This window comes from Streptomyces sp. P9-A2 (genome assembly GCF_036634175.1).
GTDB classification, from domain to species: Bacteria; Actinomycetota; Actinomycetes; order Streptomycetales; family Streptomycetaceae; genus Streptomyces; species Streptomyces pratens.
The window spans coordinates 1350488-1367784 of sequence record NZ_JAZIFX010000001.1; the positions used below are offsets into that span (position 1 = coordinate 1350488).

Below are 17297 nucleotides of genomic sequence, written 5' to 3' on the forward strand. Positions count from 1 at the left end.
CGGTTCGAGGCCGGCGCGGCGTCACGCGGCCTTGGGCGCGTTCACGTCCGCCGGCAGCGCCTTCTGGGCGACCTCGACGAGCGCGGCGAAGGCGGTGGCGTCGTTGACGGCCAGCTCGGCCAGGATCTTGCGGTCGACCTCGACGTTCGCGGCCTTCAGACCCTGGATGAAGCGGTTGTACGTGATGCCGTTCGCGCGGGCAGCGGCGTTGATGCGCTGGATCCACAGCTGACGGAAGTCACCCTTGCGCTTCTTGCGGTCGTTGTAGTTGTAGACCAGCGAGTGGGTGACCTGCTCCTTGGCCTTGCGGTACAGGCGCGAACGCTGACCGCGGTAGCCGGAGGCCTGCTCGAGGATCGCCCGGCGCTTCTTGTGGGCGTTGACTGCCCGCTTGACGCGTGCCACTTTTTTAACTCCTTGCAGCGGGGCCGCGGTTGATGGTCACGCGGCCCGAAATCGATTGGGTCCCGGTCCTGACGTACCTGTGGCGCCGGAGCGCCGGAACGTCACTTGCCGAGAAGCTTCTTGATCTTCTTGGCGTCGCCCGGGGCCATCTCGGCGTTGCCGGTGAGGCGACGCGTCACACGGGACGACTTGTGCTCGAGCAGGTGGCGCTTGCCGGCACGCTCACGGAGCACCTTGCCGGAGCCGGTGACCTTGAAGCGCTTGCTGGCACCGCTGTGCGTCTTGTTCTTCGGCATGGCGCCGTTATCTCCTCGTCGGTGGCGCTCCGGTGCCCGGTCACGAAAACCGGGCACGGTGGAGCGTCGTACTTGTTTCGGTTATGTCCTGAGGGCCGGCGGGCCCCGAGGTCATGCGGTCACACGTCGGCGGGAGCCTCGGCCTGGGCTTCGGCCGGTGCTTCGGCCGGTGCTTCGGCCGGTGCTTCGGCGTCCGCCGACTCCTCGGACTCCGCGGCGTTCTGCGAGCGGCCGGGGTGGGCCTTCGCGTCCGCCTTGCGGGCTTCCTGCGCCTGGCGGGCCTCGGCCATCGCCTCGGTCTTCTTCTTGTGCGGACCGAGAACCATGATCATGTTCCGGCCGTCCTGCTTCGGGTTCGACTCGATGAACCCGAGGTCCTGGACGTCCTCCGCGAGCCGCTGCAGCAGCCGGTAGCCCAGCTCGGGCCGGGACTGCTCGCGACCACGGAACATGATCGTGATCTTGACCTTGTCGCCCTGCTTGAGGAACCGGACGACGTGACCCTTTTTGGTGTCGTAGTCGTGCGGGTCGATCTTCGGCCGGAGCTTCATTTCCTTGATGACCGTGTGCGCCTGGTTCTTGCGCGCCTCACGGGCCTTCATGGCCGACTCGTACTTGAACTTCCCGTAGTCCATGAGCTTGCACACGGGCGGGCGGGCAGTCTCCGCGACCTCGACCAGGTCCAGGTCGTACTCCTGCGCAAGCTCCAGTGCCTTGGCCAGCGGGACAATGCCCACCTGCTCGCCACTGGGACCGACAAGTCGCACCTCGGGAACGCGAATCCGGTCGTTGATACGGGGTTCGGCGCTGATGGATCCTCCTCGATAGCACCACGCGACGGTCTGGCGGACAGCCGCATAACGTCTGTGTTCGTTAGACCTGACCGCGCCGAGGCAACAAAAATGCCCCGGACGATCACAGGCGGGGCTCCTCGAACTACCGGAACACCGCCGCGGTCACCGCGGGGCGCACTTTCGGGCGGGCCACCGCTGAGCGGCGCCGCCTGACCGGTGACCTGTCATCCGGGGGACGATCAGGTGGGAGTTCGAAAGCCTCCACTTGTGGGCCGGGCACGCATGCTGTGGGCAGGCGGGTCCGACCGGTCGTTGTACAAGGTTAGCAGCTCCGGCGGGGGTGCGCTAACCGCCTGCACCGCACGCCTGCCGGCTCCCCTCCTGCTGTCAGGGGGACACGCGCCGGGCCCTATCGTGTGGGGCATGAGTGAGACCTCCCCCTCGGAGACCCCCGAACCCGCCGACAGTCCCGACAGCCCCGACTTCGACGCCATGACCCGTGACATCGCCGAGGTCCCGGCCGTCGAGGTGATCGTGACGGTCGCCGTCAATCTGATGAGCGCCGCGGCCGTGAAGCTCGGTCTGACCGAGGAGGGCGACGCGCACAAGGACCTGGACGAGGCCCGCAAGCTGGTGCACGCGCTGGCCGGCCTGCTGGACGCGTCCGCGACCGAGATCAGCTCCTTCCACGCGGCGCCGCTGCGCGACGGGCTGAAGTCGCTCCAGCTGGCGTTCCGTGAGGCCTCGCTCGTCAAGGACGAGCCGGGGCAGGGCCCGGGCGAGAAGTACACGGGCGCGATCTACGGCTGAGCGTGCCGGAGCCCGGTGGCCCGGGCTCCGCATGCGAGTACGTACGGATCACCCGCGTACGTAGAAGGGCTCGCCCGGCGGCGTCGCCCCGGCCGGCAGTACTGCCAGGTCGAGGCCTCTTACCAGGCGGGCCCTCAGTGTTTCGTCGGCGGCCAGGCGCTGCGCCACGGCGCGGGCGGCCTCGGCGACGGGGGCCGCGGGGTCGAGGACCAGGGCGAGGGTGCCGTCGGCCTGCCCCGGTCCGAGGTGGGCGCGCAGGACGGCGGGCTCCGCGGTGACGACGGCTCGCAGGGCCTCGACGACCAGGGGGTCGGCCAGCGGGTCGGTGGTCGTACGCCCCTCGGCGAGCGCGAGCAGCAGCGGGCCGGTCAGTTCGAAGGGCACGGGCCCGGCCATGTCGAGGACGACCGTGTCCGCCTTCTCGTGCGCGGCGGCCTGCAGGGCCTGGTGCAGCGGTACGGCGACCGGGCGGGCCGCCGGGTCCCAGCGGGCGAGCGAGTCGGTGGAGGTGAAGGCGGGCAGCGCGGTGCGGTCACCGGCCTTCAAGGTGGGGACGGCCATGTCGCTGGTCTTCTCCCGGCGCAGCCCGTTTTCGTCCTCCTCGACTTCTCCGAGGACGGCCACGACGGGGACCAGCAGCCGGGTGCCTTTGAGCGCGTCGAGGACCGGCGCGACGGCGTTGCCGTCCTCGGCCCAGGCGGCGAGCGCCGCACTCAGCCGGGGGTCTGCGGAGCCGTCGTCGTCACGGTAACCGGGGTCGGGAATGTTCTTGTTCGCCACGGTCGTCGACCCTATCGGCCTTGGGGTGGCAGGCTCGCACGCGGGCGGGCGTGCGGGCGGGCGGCCGCGGAGCGGCAGGGAGGGGAAGGTGCCGGTGAGGTCCGACGGGTGGGACGCGCGGTGGGCGGCGGCGATGGCGGGGGTGGCCGTGCCGGACGGTGCCGAAGTGTCGGTGGGAGTTCTGGACCCGGTGTCGGGGGTGGGCGTCCGCCACGGCGACCGGGCGTTCGTCACGGCGAGCGTCGTGAAGGTCGGCATACTGGCGGCGTTGCTGCTGGAGGCGCAGGACGTGGGACGGGCGCTCACCGGTGAGGAGCGGTCGTACGCCGCGGCGATGATCGAGCGCAGCGACAACGACGCGGCGTCCGCGCTGTGGCGCTCGATCGGGCGGGCGGCCGGCCTCGACGCGGCACACGTCCGCTTGGGCCTGACCGGCACCGAGGGCGGCGACGGCCCCCGGTGGGGGCTGACCCGGACCACGGTCGCCGACCAGCTTCTGCTGCTCCGCCAGGTGTTCGGGGCCCCGGCGGACTCGAAGCTGACCGCGGCCTCGCGGGCGTACGTACGGGGGCTGATGGAGCGGGTGGTCCCGGAGCAGGCGTGGGGGGTTCCGGTGGTGGCGGACGTGTTGCCGCCGGGCGGCGCGGCGTGGGCGGTGAAGAACGGCTGGGTGCCGCGCGACGCGACCGGACTCTGGGTCGTGAACAGCATCGGCCGCGTCACGGCCGAGGGCCGGAACCTCCTGGTGGCCGCGCTGTCCGACGGCAACCCGACGATGACCCGGGGCGTGGCGCTGGTGGAGGCGGCGGCACGGGCGGCGGTGTCGGCGTTCACGGGAGACGGGCGTCGGAGTGTTTAGGTGCCCGCGCGCACGTCGGGGGCCCTCAACGGTGGCGCGCTCGGGCGGGCCTTTGTCCGGAGAGCACGCGAAAGGACGTCACAGGACGATCGGCCGGTACGCCAGAGCCTGATCGACTGCCTCATCGGCCGAAAGGTCGCGCTCCCGCGGCCGGAAAACCAGGTCGCAGACATGTCCGGACGGGATCCGAGCGCTCGGTCGAGCCTGCTCAGCCGGTCGGCCACCTCGTCCTCCGAGGCGTGGTCCGCCCGCATGATGCGCTGCACGAGCGCGACCGCCTCCGCCCGGGTCATCTCCACGGCACTCATCGGGTCCCTCCTGCCGAGTCATCCCCACACAGTGCGCGTGAGCGCCCGGACAGGTCCTCAGGCGTCCTCGTGGCCCGGGCGGCGGCCGCGCCACAGGACGGCCGTGGCGACCAGGAGGACGCCGCCCGCGCCGCCCGCGAGGGGGGCGGCCCAGTCGGCGGTTCCGGTGTCGGACTCGGGGCTGTCCGGGCCGGGGCCGAAGTACCGCTCGCCGTAGGCCGCCGACTTCAGGCCCTCGGGCTTCAGCCTGGCGGCGGCCTCTATGGCGGCGGCCGGGTCGACGAAGCCGAAGCCGCGGGAGTCGTCACGGCCGTCGGCGGGGGCGTTGCGGGCGGTGTCCTCCAGGAGACTCTTGAGCTGGGCCGGGGTCAGCCCGGGGTGGGCCGCCTTGATCAGGGCGACGGCGCCGGAGACGAACGCGGCGGCGGCGCTGGTGCCCCAGCCCTCGTAGTACTTGCGGTCGGGGTCGGCGATGATCACGTCGACACCCGGGGCACTGACCGTGGCGTACCAGCGGCGGGTGGAGAACGGGGCGCGGGTGCCGTAGCGGTCGACGGCGGTGACGGCGATGACACCCGGGTAGGCGGCCGGGTAGGAGACGCGGTCGCCCTTCTCGCCGCCGTTGCCCGCGGAGGCGACGACGGCCACACCCTTGCGGAGGGCGTACTGGATGGCCTCGTCCTCGCCGGACTCGGGGTGCGCGGAGGCGGAGTCGTCGCCGAGGGAGAGGTTGATGACGTCGGCGCCGTGGTCGGCGGCCCAGCGGATGCCCTCGGCGAGGGCGTTGCCGCGGGTGCTGCGGGCCTTGGCGCGGGAGGGATCGCCGTCCTCCAGGATCACGCGGACGGGGAGGATCTTCGCCTCGGGCGCGATGCCCAGGACGCCTTCGCCGTTCCCCACGCCGTGTCCGTGGCCCGCGATGATGCCGGCCATCGCGGTGCCGTGCCGAGCCCAGGCCCGGTCACCCTCCTCGGCACCAAAACGGACCAGGTCCTTGCCAGCGAGAACGTTCCCGGCGAGGTCGGGATGCTCGGCGTCGACCCCGGTGTCCAGGACGGCGACGGTGACGCCCGCGCCCTGGGTGGTGCGCCAGGCCTCCTGGGTGTGCAGGGCCTCCGGTCCCCACTGCCGGTCGCGGATGCCGTCCGCATGGGCGGTGGTGGCGGGGAGCAGGGCGAGGCCGGCGGCCAGCAGGACGCTCAGGGTCGCGGCTCGGGAGGTCGCGGGCCTCATGACGGCTGCTCCGTGGTCGTACCGACGTTCTTGCGCAGACCGCGTTCGACCCGGTCGGCGAGGCCGCGCGCCTCGTGGCCGAGGCCCGCCTGGGCGGGGGCGGTGGTGGCGCCGGACTCCATGCCGTCCTCGGCGGGCAGCGGGGTGCCGGCGTCGCGGCCGTCGGCCCAGCCGGACACGGCGTAGACGACGACGGGGGCGTCGGTGAGGACGGAGATCGCCCAGGTGGCACGCTGCCCGGCGCCGAAGCCGGCGGCCGCGGTGCCCTTCGCCGCGTACGGGCGGGGTATCAGGTCGGTACGGCGGTCCAGGCGCTCCTTGTCGAAGCGGCCGGCGAGGGAGACCATGCCGGCGGCGTCCGCCTTGGTGAACAGCAGGCCGACGGTGGTGACATGGCTCTGGGTGGCGTCGGTGTAGGTGGCGCGCAGCAGGCGTTCGCAGCCGAGGGGGGCGAACAGCTTGCGCAGCAGCGGGTCGAAGGCGTCCTCGCAGCCGCTGTCGGGGGCCACGGCTATCCGGGTCCAGACCCGGTCGGCGTCGCCGGGGCCGGCGCCTTCGCCCCGCACGGTGGGCGGGAACAGCTCGTCGACGGGGACGCTGTGCCACATGTTCGCGGCGGCGGCGAAGCCGGTGTCGGCCCCTTTCTCGCCGGAGTCCCCGGCGAGCCAACTCCCGGCGACGGCACCACCGATCAGCCCCACGCCGAGGACGAGACAGACCGCGGCGGCCACGACCTGGGAGCGGCCCCGCCGGCCGAGCGGGCGCGGCCGGGCGTTCTCGTCGTACCCCTCGGGCCGCGCGAACGTCACGACCGGCCGGCCGGAGCCGGAGGCACCGCCGGGTGCCGGGGGAGAGCTCCAGGAGAACGCGGGGTCGGGGGTGCCCGGACCGGAGGGCGCGGCGGTGGCCCACCCGGTGCCGTACGGCTCGTCGGCGCCCGGACGCGAGGCCGGAGCCCACGCCTCGTCCCGCGCGGGATCCGGCGCCGGTCCGGTCGGCCTGGGTGGCCCGGCCGGGGTCGGCGGCGTGGCGGCCGGGGCACCGGCGGCCGGGTGCCCGGGTCCGGACCACGGCCCCGGGGGCGCCGCGTGGCCCCGCTCCGGTCCGGCCGGCGTGGCGGGATACGGCGGCACGTCCGGCCGATCGGTCGGCCGGGGCGGCGCGGACGCCCGTAGGGAGACCGGACTCAGACGGGTCGTCATCTCCGACGGGGGCTCGGGGCGCGCGTCGGTGCTGCGGGCGTCGGTGCTACGGGCGTCGGTGCTACGGGCGTCCGCGCGGCCCGCGGTGGGGCGCTGCTCGGCGGACCGTCGCCGTCCGGTGCGGGTGGGGCCGTGCGTGGGCTGCGGTGGCACGGTGGCCGAGCCGGTCGGCGAGGTGCCCGGGGAAGGCGCCCCGTGGCCCACGGCCGGCGGGATGTCCGGGAAGCGGGCGGACGCCCTCGGCGGGGGCGGCGGCGTGCCGCCCGTGCCCACCGGCCGGCCCTGCCCGCCGGTACCGAAACTCGGAAAGCGGGGCCGGGGCGGCGAAGCCACCGAGGACGAGGTCGAGGAGGCGGAGGGAGACACCGGGGCGGAGGGAGCGGGCACGGGTGTGTCTGCTGCGCCGCCCTCCGCACGGCCCGTGTCGGCGGACGGCGCCGCGGCCGGCCGGCGCACGTCGAACGCGCCGGTTCCGCCGGAGGTACGTCCCCTGGGCTGCACCGGTGCGGTGCCGTTCGCCGCTCCCCCGGCGGGCGTCGCGGCGTGCGTCTCACGCGGTCCGGTGCCGGCGTCGGGCTGCCGTCGGTCCGGCTCACGCGTGTCCTCGTCCGCGTCGGCCGGCGGGTGGGACGGGCGCGGGGGCGTGGACGGTGACGGAGGAGTCGTGGGGCCCGGGGAGTGGGAGGCGCGCCGCGCTTCCGTGCTCATGCACCCCCCGTTTCCTCGTGCCCGGACCGTTTCCCCGCCGCGGGCCGATGTCTGCCGCCGGACCCGGTACGAAGTCGTCCCGGGCACAGATACCCGCACGGGAGGAGCGTCATCCCGGCACGGGCCTTTGTCCGGCGTGGGCCGCCGGGCGTGCGCGTCACTCTACGGCGTGACCCCGGCCGAACGGGAACCAGTACGCAGGCCCGCGGCATCTGCCCGGAACGTCCCCCTACCCGTTCGGAAGACCTGTCTGGCAGGCTGCGTTCATGACTGCGCGCGCCTCCGACCGGGCCCGTTACGAACAGGCCACCGCCCATCTCGACGCCCCGCTCGCGATCGTGGATCTGGACGCCTTCGACGCCAACGCGGACGATCTGCTCCGCCGGGCGGGGGGAAAGCCCGTCCGGGTGGCGAGCAAGTCCGTGCGCTGCCGCGCCCTGCTCGAACGGGTGCTCGCCAGGGACGGCTTCGCGGGCATCATGTCGTTCACCCTCGCCGAGTCCCTGTGGCTGGCCCGCTCCGGTTTCGACGACATCCTGCTCGCCTATCCCTCCGCCGACCGCTCCGGTTACGCCGAACTGGCCGCCGATCCCAAGCTCGCCGCCGCCGTCACCGTCATGGTCGACGACCCGGCGCAGCTGGACCTGATCGACGCCGCGCGCGCCGGCGGCGGTGAGGTGGTGCGCGTCTGTCTGGAGCTGGACACCTCGCTGAAGCTGCTCGGCGGCCGGGTGCGGGTCGGTGCCCGGCGGTCCCCGCTCCACTCCCCCGCGCAGGTCGCCGAGGTGGCCCGCGCGGTGGCCCGGCGCCCCGGGTTCGAAGTGGTGGGGATCATGGCGTACGAGGGGCATGTCGCGGGGGTCGGCGACGCGGTGGCGGGGCAGCCGCTGCGGTCCCGGGCCGTGCGGCTGATGCAGGCCGCCGCCCGGCGGGAGCTCGCCGTGCGGCGGGCGGCGGTGGTGCGGGCGGTGCGGGAGGTCGTGCCGGATCTGGAGTTCGTCAACGGCGGCGGTACGGGCAGCGTGCAGTACACCGCCGAGGAGGACGCGGTCACCGAGATCGCGGCGGGTTCGGGGCTGTACGTACCACGGTTGTTCGACAACTACACGTCGTTCACCGGGCGTCCGGCGGCGCTCTTCGCCCTGCCCGTCGTACGGCGGCCGGGCGTGGGCGCGGTCACGGTGCTCGGCGGCGGTTATCCGGCCTCCGGCGCGGCCGGCACCGACCGGCTGCCGGTGCCCTGTCTGCCCGAGGGACTGCGCTACGACCCCCAGGAGGGGGCCGGCGAGGTGCAGACGCCGCTGCTGGGTCCGCCGGCCGACGACCTGCTGATCGGCGACAAGGTGTGGTTCCGGCACGCCAAGGCGGGCGAGCTGTGCGAGCGGTTCGACGCACTGCGGCTGATCGAGGGCGCCACGGTGACGGCCACCGTACCGACGTACCGCGGCGAGGGCATGACGTTCCTTTAGGTCAGGTCAGGCGCGGGTCAGGGGGTGGGGCCGACGCCGGCGCCCACGCCGCCGCCCGGGTCCGCGTCGCCGGCCGCGCGGATGCCCCGGGTGATGCGGTCCATGTCGGCGAGGGGCGGTGCGCCGTCGCCCGCCTCGAAGACGTAGCGGACGACGATCGGCGCCCCGGTGCCGATGGTGGAGGGGAAGACCAGCGACTGCACGTACCCGCCGGGGCCCTTGCCGGTCGTCACCTGCCGGCGGACGAAGTACCCGGCGCGGCCCGCCACCGCGACCGGGCCTGACTTCACGACCTTGTGGGACTCGACGCCGCCGTGGGGCTTCCGGTCGAGGGCGTCCTCCTCGAAGGCGTCCTCGACCGCGTCGGAGACGTCCTCCTCGGCGAGCAGCTCGGGCGAGGTCTCATCGGTCGCGGTCACCGTGCGGGACATGACGAGGCCGTGGCGGCAGACGCTGCCCTCGCCCGGGCAGTCGTGGGTGCCGGGGGTGGTCATGACGACGTCGTCCTGGCTGATGTTCTCCGGCCGTACCCAGCCGTCGAGGAGCGGGAAGGTGATGCCGTTGAGCTGGTCCTCGACGAGGTCCGGATCATCGGCGGGAGGTCCGGACGCGGACTCCGAGGGGGGCCCGGACGGGGTGGGGCCGACGCCGTCCGGTACCTGTGCGGACGGTGCGGTGGTCGGGCCGGTCCTGATCTCCGGGTCGTCGTCGCCCAGCAGCACCGCGCCGGTGACGATCGCGGCGACGAGCACGGCCGCCGCCGTGACGAGGGCGATCACCCGGGTACGGCTGCCGGAGCCACCGGGGGACGGCGGCACCGGCCCTCCGGGGACCCCGGGGGTACGCCGGTGCTCGGTCCAGGCCGTACCGTCCCACCAGCGTTCCAGGTGCGGGGCGTGCGGGTCGGGGTACCAGCCGGGTGCGGGCGTCATGCTCATCCGGGCACTCTAGGGGTGTCTGACACATGCCCGCGGCGTCGCGACGCCCGGCACGCACGCTCGCCGTGTTGCCGAACCGCCCACGTGGCTCCGCCACGAGGACGCTCCGGCGCCTTGCGATCGCACGCACCAGACGCCGCTCCTGCTCCCACGCTCATGTGTCAGACACCCCCTAGGGCGACCACCCGTAGGGACTCTAGAGCGGTGTGACGTACGCCCCCGAGATGCCCCCGTCCACGAGGAAGTCGGTGGCGTTGACGAAGGAGGAGTCGTCGCTGGCCAGGAAGGCGACGGCGGCGGCGATCTCCTCGGCCTCGGCGAACCGGCCGAGCGGGATGTGCACGAGCCGGCGGGCGGCGCGCTCCGGGTCCTCGGCGAACAGTTCCCGCAGCAGCGGGGTGTTCACCGGACCGGGGCAGAGCGCGTTGACGCGGATGCCCTCGCGGGCGAACTGCACCCCGAGTTCGCGGGACATGGCGAGGACGCCGCCCTTGGAGGCGGTGTAGGAGATCTGGCTGGTGGCCGCGCCCATCCGGGCCACGAAGGACGCGGTGTTGATGATGGAGCCCTTGCCCTGACGGCGCATGTAGGGGATCGCGGCCTTGCAGCACAGGTAGACGGAGGTGAGGTTGACCTCCTGGACGCGCTTCCAGGCGTCGAGTCCGGTCTCCAGGATGGAGTCGTCCTCGGGCGGGGAGATGCCGGCGTTGTTGAAGGCGATGTCGACGCTGCCGTAGGTGTCGTACGCCGTCCCGAACAGCGCCTCGACCTGCTCGGGGTCGGTGACGTCGACGTGCACGAAGATGCCGCCGGTCTCCTCGGCGGCCGCCTTGCCGCGCGTCGCGTCCACGTCGCCGCAGACGACACGGGCGCCCTCGGAGGCGAGCCGGCGGGCGGTGGCCAGGCCGATGCCGCTGCCCGCTCCGGTGACGACGGCGCTGCGGCCGGCCAGGCGGCGGCAGATGGTGTCCTCGGTCGCTTCGCTCACTGTGCGGAGCCCTCCGTACCTTCGGTGCTTGCCGTGCTCGAGGGGATGTTGCTGATGAAGACGTTCTTGGTCTCGGTGAAGGCGGCCAGGGCGTCCGGGCCGAGTTCGCGGCCGAGGCCGGACTGCTTGAACCCTCCGAACGGGGTCCAGTAACGGACGCTGGAGTGGGAGTTGACGGACAGGTTCCCGGCGCGGACGGCGCCCGGGACCCGCAGGGCGCGGCCGACGTCCCGGGTCCAGACCGAGCCGGACAGGCCGTGGTCGGTGGCGTTGGCCAGGCGGATCGCGTCGGCCTCGTCCTCGAAGGGCAGGACGACGGCGACGGGCCCGAAGACCTCTTCGACGGCCACGCGCGCGTACGGGTCGACGCCGGTGAGGACGGTGGGCGGGAACCAGAAGCCGGGGCCGCCCTCGGGGGCCTTGCCCCGGATGCCGTCGGCGTCGTCGGGGACGTAGGAGCGGACGCGGTCCAGCTGGGTCCGGGAGATCAGCGGGCCCATGTCGGTCCGCTCGTCGGCCGGGTCACCGACCAGGACGGACTCGATCGCGGGGGCGAGGAGTCCGAGGAAGCGGTCGTACGCCGAGCGCTGGACGAGGATGCGGGTGCGGGCGCAGCAGTCCTGGCCGGCGTTGTCCAGGAAGGACATCGGGGTGGCGGCCGCGGCGGCCTCCAGGTCGGCGTCGGCGAAGACGATGTTGGGGCTCTTGCCGCCGAGTTCGAGGGTGACCGGCTTGAGGAGCGCCGCGCCCTTGGCCGCCACCCGCCGGCCCACGGCGGTGGATCCGGTGAACACGATCTTGGAGACGCCCGGGTGTTCGACTAGCGCGTCGCCCGCGACCGGGCCGTGTCCGGGGAGCACCTGGAACAGGTCCTCGGGAAGGCCCGCCTCCAGGGCGAGCCGGGCCAGGCGCAGCGCGGTGAGCGGGGTCGTCTCCGCGGGCTTGAGGAGGACCGCGTTGCCCGCCGCGAGGGCCGGTACCGCGCCCCAGGCCGCGATCGGCATCGGGAAGTTCCAGGGCGCGATGACACCGACGACGCCGAGCGGTTCGAGGAACGTCACGTCCAGGCCGCCGGCGACCGGGATCTGCCGGCCGGTGAGCCGCTCCACTCCTCCGGCGGCGTAGTCGAGCAGGTCCCGGACGTTTCCGGCCTCCCAGCGGGCGTTGCCGAGGGTGTGCCCGGCCTCCTGGACCTCGAGGCGGGCCAGCTCCTCCAGGTGCCCGTCGACGACGGTGGCGAAGCGGCGCAGCAGCCGGGCGCGGTCGCCGGGGGCGAGGGCGGCCCAGGTCGTCTGCGCCCGCGCGGCCGCCGAGACGGCGGCGTCGACGTCGGTCGCGGAGGCGGCGGGAACGGTGGCGACGACCTCTTCGGTGGCGGGGTTCAGTACGCGCAGTTCGTCGGGCAGGGACACTTCACCGGGCATTGCGTCGGGCAGCGGCAACGGGGCCTCACATGCGTTCGAAGGAGCGGCGCAGCTCCCAGTCGGTGACCGCGGCGTCGTAGGCGTCCACCTCGACACGCGCCATGTTGCGGTAGTGCGCGACGACCTCGTCGCCGAAGGCGGCCTTCGCCATGGTGCTGTTCTCCCACAGCTCGGCGGCTTCCCGCAGGGTGGTCGGGACGTGCTCGTAGCCGGCGGCGTAGGCGTTGCCGTGGCAGGGCTCGGGCAGTTCCAGCCCGTGCTCGACGCCGTACAGCCCGGCCGCGACCATGCCCGCCACGGCGAGATGCGGGTTGACGTCACCGCCGGGCAGCCGGTTCTCGAAGCGCAGGGAGCGGCCGTGGCCGACGACACGCAGGGCGCAGGTGCGGTTGTCGTACCCCCAGGCGACGGCGGTCGGCGCGAAGGAGCCCGGCTGGAACCGCTTGTAGGAGTTGATGTGCGGGGCGTAGAGCAGGGAGAACTCGCGGAGCGCGACGAGCTGTCCGGCGAGGAAGTGCCGCATGACGTCCGACATGGCGTCCCGGTCCTGGGGGGAACCCGGCATGGCGCTGGTGCCGTCGGGGGCGGCGAGGGAGAGGTGGATGTGGCAGGAGTTGCCCTCGCGTTCGTTGTATTTGGCCATGAAGGTGATCGACACGCCCTCCTGGGCGGCGATCTCCTTGGCACCGGTCTTGTAGACGGTGTGCTGGTCGCAGGTGATCAGGGCCTCGTCGTAGCGGAAGGCGATCTCGTGCTGGCCGGGGTTGCACTCGCCCTTGGCGGACTCGACGGTGAGGCCGGCGGCGGCCATCTCGTTGCGGATGCGGCGCAGCAGGGGTTCGATCCGGCCGGTGCCGAGCACCGAGTAGTCGACGTTGTACTGGTTGGCCGGGGTGAGCCCGCGGTAGCCGGCGTCCCAGGCCTGTTCGTAGGTGTCCCGGAAGACGATGAACTCCAGCTCGGTACCGACCTGGGCGGTGTACCCGAGTCCGGCCAGGCGCTCGAGCTGGCGGCGCAGTATCTGGCGGGGGGCGGCGACGACCGGGGAGCCGTCGGCCCAGGCCAGGTCCGCGACGGCCAGGGCGGTGCCCTCGTTCCACGGCACGCGGCGGAGTGTGTCGAGGTCGGGGAACATGGCGAAGTCGCCGTAGCCGTTCTCCCAGGAGGACATGGCGTAGCCGTCGACGGTGTTCATGTCGGCGTCGACGGCGAGCAGGTAGTTGCAGCCCTCGGTGCCGTGCCGGAGCACCTCGTCGAGGAAGAAGCGCGCGGCGAACCGCTTGCCCTGGAGCCGCCCCTGCATGTCGGGGAAAGCCAGGACGACCGTGTCGATCTCACCGCCCGCGACGAGGGCGTGCAGCTCCTCGACACCGAGCGGGGCTGTGGGGTCTGCCACGGAAGGGCCTCCTCGGGCTGCTTCTGGCACTTCTGGCACTTCTGGCACTTCTGGCCGCATGCGGCCGCCGGTGACCGCGTGCGGCTTCTGCGGGCTTCGGTCCGGCCGGCCGGGAGCCATAAGGTATTGCGGACGACCATTGCTTGGGAAGGGGACGCGGCCGTATGCCGGAGAAGTCGGGGAGGGCGGGGAGGACAGGTAGGGCGGGGAGGGCGGAGGGCTCGGTCGGCGCGGTCGGGGACGGTCTCGCACCGGTGCTGCGGCCGGTGCGCGCGGGCAACGGCTTCGAGGAGGCACTCGAGCAGATCCTTCAGGTGGTGCGGCTGGGCCTGGTCCCGGGCGGGGAACGGCTGCCGGCCGAGCGGGTGCTGGCGGAGCGGCTGGGGATCAGCCGGGTGACGCTGCGCGAGGTGCTGAAGGTGCTCCAGGACCAGGGCCTCGTGCAGTCCCGGCGCGGCCGGTACGGCGGCACCTTCGTACTGACCCGGCCGACGGACGCGGGCGGGTCCGAGCTGCGGCGGCGGATCGCCGAGGTCGACATCGAGGACGTGCTGCGGTTCCGGGAGGTACTGGAGGTGGGCGCGGCGGGCCTGTGCGCCGCGCACGGCCTGCCGGACACGCGGGCGGCCCGGCTCCGGGAGGCGCTGGCGGGCACGCGTGACGCCCCGCCGGCCGAGTACCGCCGCCTGGACACCCTGTTCCATCTCACGCTGGCGGAGCTGTCCGGTTCACCGACGCTGACCGCGCAGTACGCGGCCGTCCGGGCGGCGGTGAACGACCTGCTGGACTGCATTCCGCTGCTGGTGCGCAACCTGGAGCACTCGCAGCGGCAGCACACCGACCTGGTCGAGGCGGTACTGGAGGGGGACGCCGACGGAGCGCGGGAGATCGCACGCGAGCACTGCGCGGGGACGGCGGCACTGCTGCGCGGCTTCCTGGCGTGACATGCGGATGGCGGGGCAGCGATACCCGCGGTCCGGTGCCGGTCCGGCCCGGTTCATGGCGCTGCACCGGGCGGGTACGCGGCTCGGCGCGGGGATCTTGTACTCCCGCCGTCCGGGCCATGAAAGTGTGAGACGGCAAAGGCCTGGATCTGCTCCATTGCCCACGATCGCGAAGGCGCCGGAGGAGGAGTTCGCGGCGCCGGCGGCGGCCGAGGCGGAGTTGTCCCGGGACTGAACCGGAGAACGCGGCAGGAAACCGGACGGGCGGGGCTCGACCGCTGCCGGAGACGGAGGAGCACGGCATGACGGCCAGGCCGCTGATCGGCATCAGCACGTACGAGGAGTCCGGGGTGCGGTGGGGCGCGTGGCAGATGGACGCCGCGCTGCTGCCCCTCGGGTATCCGCGGCTGGTGCAGCGGGCCGGCGGGCTGGCGGCGATGCTCCCACCGGACGCACCCGAGCACGCCGCGGCGACGGTGGCCAGGCTCGACGGGCTGGTCGTCGCGGGCGGCCCGGACGTGGATCCGGTCCGCTACGGCGCCGGGCCCGACCCGCGCACCGGGCCGCCCGACCGCGCTCGGGACGCCTGGGAGCTCGCCCTGATCCGGGCGGCGCTGGACCGCCGGATTCCGCTGCTCGGGATCTGCCGGGGCATGCAACTGCTGAACGTCGCCCTGGGCGGCACCCTCGTCCAGCACCTCGACGGCCATCGGGGGGAGCCGGGGGTCGTCGGACTGCACCCGGTGATGCCTGTGCCGGGCACCCGGTACTCCGACGCCGTTCCGGAGGAGACCTCCGTACCGACCTTCCACCACCAGGCGGTGGACGACCTCGGCGAGGGCCTGGTCCCGTCGGCGTACGCGGCGGACGGGACCGTGGAAGCGGTCGAACTCCCGTCCCCCGCATGGGTGCTGGGCGTGCAGTGGCATCCGGAGCTGGGCGAGGACCTGCGGGTCGTACGCCACCTGATCCAGGCAGCCACCCCACCGTGACCCACGTGGGCGGCGACGGCACCCGGCCGCCCGCCGCCGGCCACCCGCGTGCCCGGCGCGCGAGGTGCTCAGCCGCGGGTCAGGGTCAGCAGGTCACGGGCCGGGCCCGTGGGCCGGTGGCCGGTCGGCCAGACCGCGCGCAGTTCGCGGGCCAGGGCGATGCCGTCCACGGGAACGCGGATGAGGCGGCGCATCGCCAGCTCCTCCCTGACGGCCAGTTCACTGAGGACGGCCGGGCCCGCGCCGCTGACCGCCGCGGCCTTCACCGCGGTCGTGGAGGACAGTTCGATCAGCGGGCGGGCCAGGCCGCCCAGCGCGGTGTCCAGGACCTGCCGGGTGCCGGAGCCCTTCTCGCGCAGGATCAGCGAAGTGGCCGCCAGTTCCTCGGCGGCGAGCGGCCGACGGCGGCGGGCCCAGGCGTGGGACGGCGCCGTCACCACGACCAGCCGGTCGTGGGCGATCACCACGGAGTCCAGGCCCGTGGGCACGGTCAGCCCTTCGACGAAACCCATGTCCGCCTCGTCCGCCAGCAGCCGCTGCGCGACCGTCGCGGAGTTCCCGGCCAGCAGGGACACCGCCGTGTCCGGCCGCTGCGCGCGCAGCGCGAGCAGCCAGCCCGGCAGCAGATACTCGGCGATCGTCATGCTCGCCGCCACCCGCAGCCGTGAGTCCCGGCGGTCCCGCAGTGCCTGCGCGCCGACGTCGAAGGCCTCCGCGGCCTCCACGATCCGCCGCGCCCAGTCGGTGACCAGGGCTCCGGCATCTGTCAGGCGCGATCCGCGCGGTGAGCGGTCCACCAGCGCCACGCCGAGCTGCCGCTCCATGGACCGGACCCGGCTGCTGGCCGCGGGCTGGGTGATGCCCAGCTCGCGCGCCGCGCCGCCCAGACTCCCGACACGCGCCACCGCCAGCAGCAGTTCCAGCCCTCCGAGGTCCGGCACCCGGTGGGCGAGGGTCCCCGCGGTCACCGGCCGATGTTCCGCGTGGTCGTCCCTCGTGCTCATCACGCCAGCTTATGTCGCCCGGTGCTGCCGGCGGCCCGCCGCTCGCAGTTCCCGGGGCAGCACCGCCGCCGCCTCGGACAGTGACGGCCCGTACCAGGTGAGGTGCCGGCCACCGACCAGGGCGCAGGGCAGTCCGGGGAAGGCGTCCGGACCGTCGTCGGCGGTGAAGCGGTACGGCTCGTCGGGCAGCACGACGAGGTCCGGGGCCGCCGCGCGCAACTCGTCCAGGAGGACGCGCGGATAGCGTTCCGGGTCGTGCGCGTAGAGGTGGTCGACGCCGAGGCGGGACAGCAGGTCGCCGGCGAAGGTGTCGCGGCCCAGCACCATCCAGGGCCGCCGCCAGACCGGCACGACCGCGGTCCGGCGGGCCGCGGGGGCCGGCACGGCGTCCCAGGCGGCCTCGGCCTCGTCCAGCCACCGGGGCCGGGCGGCCACACCGCACGCCGTGAGCACCCTGGCCAGCTCGTCGAAGGCCTGGCGCAGCGTCCGTACCTCCGTCACCAGTACCTCGAGGCCCGCCGCGCGCAGGGCGTCCAGGTCGGGGGCGCGGTTCTCCTCCTCGTTGGCGATCACCAGATCGGGGGCGAGGGCGGTGATCAGGGGGACCTTGGGGTTCTTCGTGCCGCCGATCCGCTCCACGTCCAGGCCGGCGGGATGCGTGCACCAGTGCGTGGCGCCGGCCAGGGCTCCGGGAGCGGACAGTGCCACGGCCTCGGTGAGCGACGGGACGAGGGAGACGATCCGCAC

General features: G+C 73.7%; 17 protein-coding genes and 1 pseudogene. 5 read left to right on the plus strand and 13 right to left on the minus strand.

Features of this window, described 5'->3' with window-relative positions:
• Positions 1-21: 21 nt before the first annotated feature.
• From rplT to infC, 3 genes are all read right to left on the minus strand, one after another.
• Positions 22-405, minus strand: a complete 384-nt coding sequence (gene rplT, locus V4Y04_RS06080) for a 50S ribosomal protein L20 (protein ID WP_004933571.1) — start codon at positions 403-405, stop codon at positions 22-24.
• Between the two features lie 101 nt (positions 406-506).
• Positions 507-701 carry a 50S ribosomal protein L35 gene (rpmI, locus tag V4Y04_RS06085; protein WP_055574739.1) on the minus strand — a complete coding sequence of 65 codons (195 nt, stop codon included), beginning with the start codon at positions 699-701 and terminating at the stop codon, positions 507-509.
• A gap of 119 nt (positions 702-820) precedes the next feature.
• Entirely contained in the window at positions 821-1513 is a 693-nt protein-coding gene (gene infC / locus V4Y04_RS06090) for a translation initiation factor IF-3 (RefSeq protein WP_332432721.1), read from the minus strand.
• Between the two features lie 405 nt (positions 1514-1918).
• Between infC and V4Y04_RS06095 the strand changes: the two genes are divergently transcribed.
• Entirely contained in the window at positions 1919-2305 is a 387-nt protein-coding gene (locus V4Y04_RS06095) for a DUF1844 domain-containing protein (protein ID WP_332426265.1), read from the plus strand.
• A 48-nt stretch (positions 2306-2353) separates the two neighbouring features.
• On the opposite strand, the gene V4Y04_RS06100 is transcribed toward V4Y04_RS06095, so the two are convergent.
• On the minus strand, positions 2354-3085 hold the full coding sequence (locus tag V4Y04_RS06100; protein ID WP_332426266.1) for an SseB family protein: 732 nt from the start codon (positions 3083-3085) through the stop codon (positions 2354-2356).
• 94 nt (positions 3086-3179) lie between these two features.
• On the opposite strand from V4Y04_RS06100, the gene V4Y04_RS06105 reads away from it, so the two are divergent.
• Positions 3180-3944: a serine hydrolase gene (locus V4Y04_RS06105; protein WP_443079956.1), complete on the plus strand. Its 765-nt coding sequence runs from the start codon at positions 3180-3182 to the stop codon at positions 3942-3944.
• A 78-nt stretch (positions 3945-4022) separates the two neighbouring features.
• Here V4Y04_RS06105 and V4Y04_RS06110 read toward each other — a convergent pair.
• The 3 genes and pseudogenes from V4Y04_RS06110 to V4Y04_RS06120 form a co-directional block, all read right to left on the minus strand.
• A pseudogene (locus V4Y04_RS06110) lies at positions 4023-4252 on the minus strand (e9imm peptide).
• Between the two features lie 57 nt (positions 4253-4309).
• Positions 4310-5485 (minus strand): type VII secretion-associated serine protease mycosin, encoded by a 1176-nt coding sequence (mycP, locus tag V4Y04_RS06115; protein WP_332426267.1) that lies wholly within the window; start codon positions 5483-5485, stop codon positions 4310-4312.
• Positions 5482-7395: a hypothetical protein gene (locus tag V4Y04_RS06120; protein WP_332426268.1), complete on the minus strand. Its 1914-nt coding sequence runs from the start codon at positions 7393-7395 to the stop codon at positions 5482-5484. Before V4Y04_RS06120 ends, mycP begins: the two co-directional genes overlap by 4 nt.
• A gap of 266 nt (positions 7396-7661) precedes the next feature.
• Here V4Y04_RS06120 and V4Y04_RS06125 point away from each other — a divergent pair, with 266 nt between their 5' ends.
• Positions 7662-8864, plus strand: a complete 1203-nt coding sequence (locus tag V4Y04_RS06125) for an amino acid deaminase/aldolase (protein ID WP_332426269.1) — start codon at positions 7662-7664, stop codon at positions 8862-8864.
• Between the two features lie 17 nt (positions 8865-8881).
• Here the strand turns inward: V4Y04_RS06125 and V4Y04_RS06130 are convergent, their stop codons facing one another.
• The 4 genes from V4Y04_RS06130 to V4Y04_RS06145 all read right to left on the minus strand — a co-directional run bounded on the left by V4Y04_RS06130 (position 8882) and on the right by V4Y04_RS06145 (position 13610).
• The gene (locus V4Y04_RS06130) at positions 8882-9796 is read right to left on the minus strand and encodes a DUF2510 domain-containing protein (protein WP_332432723.1); all 915 of its coding nucleotides are present in this window, start codon (positions 9794-9796) and stop codon (positions 8882-8884) included.
• 202 nt (positions 9797-9998) lie between these two features.
• Complete coding sequence (locus V4Y04_RS06135; protein WP_332426270.1) at positions 9999-10790, minus strand: 3-oxoacyl-ACP reductase; 792 nt, start codon at positions 10788-10790, stop codon at positions 9999-10001.
• A complete protein-coding gene (locus V4Y04_RS06140; protein ID WP_332426271.1) occupies positions 10787-12214 on the minus strand; it encodes an aldehyde dehydrogenase family protein in 1428 nt (475 codons plus the stop codon). The genes V4Y04_RS06135 and V4Y04_RS06140 overlap by 4 nt, the downstream gene beginning before the upstream one ends.
• 25 nt (positions 12215-12239) lie before the next feature.
• Entirely contained in the window at positions 12240-13610 is a 1371-nt protein-coding gene (locus V4Y04_RS06145) for a glutamine synthetase family protein (RefSeq protein WP_332426272.1), read from the minus strand.
• 164 nt (positions 13611-13774) lie between these two features.
• On the opposite strand from V4Y04_RS06145, the gene V4Y04_RS06150 reads away from it, so the two are divergent.
• Both V4Y04_RS06150 and V4Y04_RS06155 read left to right on the plus strand, forming a co-directional pair.
• Positions 13775-14554, plus strand: a complete 780-nt coding sequence (locus V4Y04_RS06150; protein ID WP_332426273.1) for a FadR/GntR family transcriptional regulator — start codon at positions 13775-13777, stop codon at positions 14552-14554.
• Between the two features lie 302 nt (positions 14555-14856).
• On the plus strand, positions 14857-15546 hold the full coding sequence (locus tag V4Y04_RS06155; protein WP_332426274.1) for a gamma-glutamyl-gamma-aminobutyrate hydrolase family protein: 690 nt from the start codon (positions 14857-14859) through the stop codon (positions 15544-15546).
• A gap of 68 nt (positions 15547-15614) precedes the next feature.
• Here the strand turns inward: V4Y04_RS06155 and V4Y04_RS06160 are convergent, their stop codons facing one another.
• Entirely contained in the window at positions 15615-16550 is a 936-nt protein-coding gene (locus V4Y04_RS06160) for a LysR family transcriptional regulator (RefSeq protein WP_332426275.1), read from the minus strand.
• A gap of 9 nt (positions 16551-16559) precedes the next feature.
• Positions 16560-17297, minus strand: a complete 738-nt coding sequence (locus V4Y04_RS06165) for a helical backbone metal receptor (protein ID WP_332432724.1) — start codon at positions 17295-17297, stop codon at positions 16560-16562.